Raw genomic sequence first — 1,014 nt, forward strand, 5'->3', positions numbered from 1 at the left:
CGTGCCCAGCCTGATCTGGGCATCGGGCGCCATGTTTGTCGCCATGGCCCCTATTTTGGTGCCGGTCGCTATCTGGCTCTATGCCTTGGTGTTTGCTTTTTCGTCGCTCTGGTTTGCGCATTACACGCTGGCGGCGCTGGAGCAGTTGCGCAAGACAAATAGCGTTTCCTCGCCTGGCCCGTTCGCACCGATGGCCATGAAGAACATGCCTGAAGCGCTGCCGATTCCAGCCCCGGGCGGGCAGCCCGATTCCAGACTTTTAAAACCCTAGACTTCAAGAACTTCCCGCATGACTACACATTTTGGACTCATCATCGTCGGCGACGAAATTCTTTCGGGCAAGCGCGCCGACAAGCACCTGCCCAAGGCCATTGAATTGCTGGGTGCGCGTGGCTTGCAGCTCAGCTACGCCCACTATGTGGGGGACGATCCGGCCCGCATCACCGCGATGCTGGCGCAAGCCTTTGCCGCCGCGCGTCAAAGCGGCGATGTGGTTTTTTGCACCGGCGGCATTGGCGCCACACCTGACGACCACACCAGGCCATGCGCGGCCGAGGCATGGGGTGTGCCGCTGGCGCTGCATCCCGAGGCCGAGGCGCTGATCCGGGAGCGCATGCAGGACATCGCCCGGGAGCAGGGCGTGGCCTACGAGCCTGACCGGCACGACAACATTCACCGCCTGAACATGGGTGTGTTTCCGGTGGGCGCCCAGATCATTCCCAACCCCTACAACAAGATTCCAGGTTTTAGTTGCCAAGCGGGTGAGGGCGCGCTGCATTTCATGCCGGGTTTTCCGGTCATGGCCTGGCCCATGCTGGAATGGTTGCTGGACACGCGCTATGCCCATTTGCACCAAAAGTCAGCCTACGCAGAAAAATCGGTGATCGTTCTGGGGTCCATGGAGGCCATGCTGACACCGCTGATGATCGATATTGAAGAGGCCTTCAAAGGTGTCAAGGTGTTTAGCCTGCCGAGTGTCGACCACCCCGAACATGGCCGCCATATTGAGTTGGG

2 protein-coding genes are annotated in these 1,014 nt (G+C 60.2%); both read left to right on the plus strand.

Translation table 11 applies throughout. The features are described from left to right. On the plus strand, positions 1-271 hold a 271-nt coding region (locus Q7T36_RS17165; protein WP_304851655.1), incomplete at its 5' end, for a hypothetical protein. Positions 272-289: 18 nt separating this feature from the next. Further along, on the plus strand, positions 290-1,014 hold a 725-nt coding region (locus Q7T36_RS17170; protein WP_304851658.1), incomplete at its 3' end, for a molybdopterin-binding protein.

This window comes from Fluviicoccus sp., assembly GCF_030646115.1.
GTDB lineage: Bacteria > Pseudomonadota > Gammaproteobacteria > Pseudomonadales > Moraxellaceae > Fluviicoccus.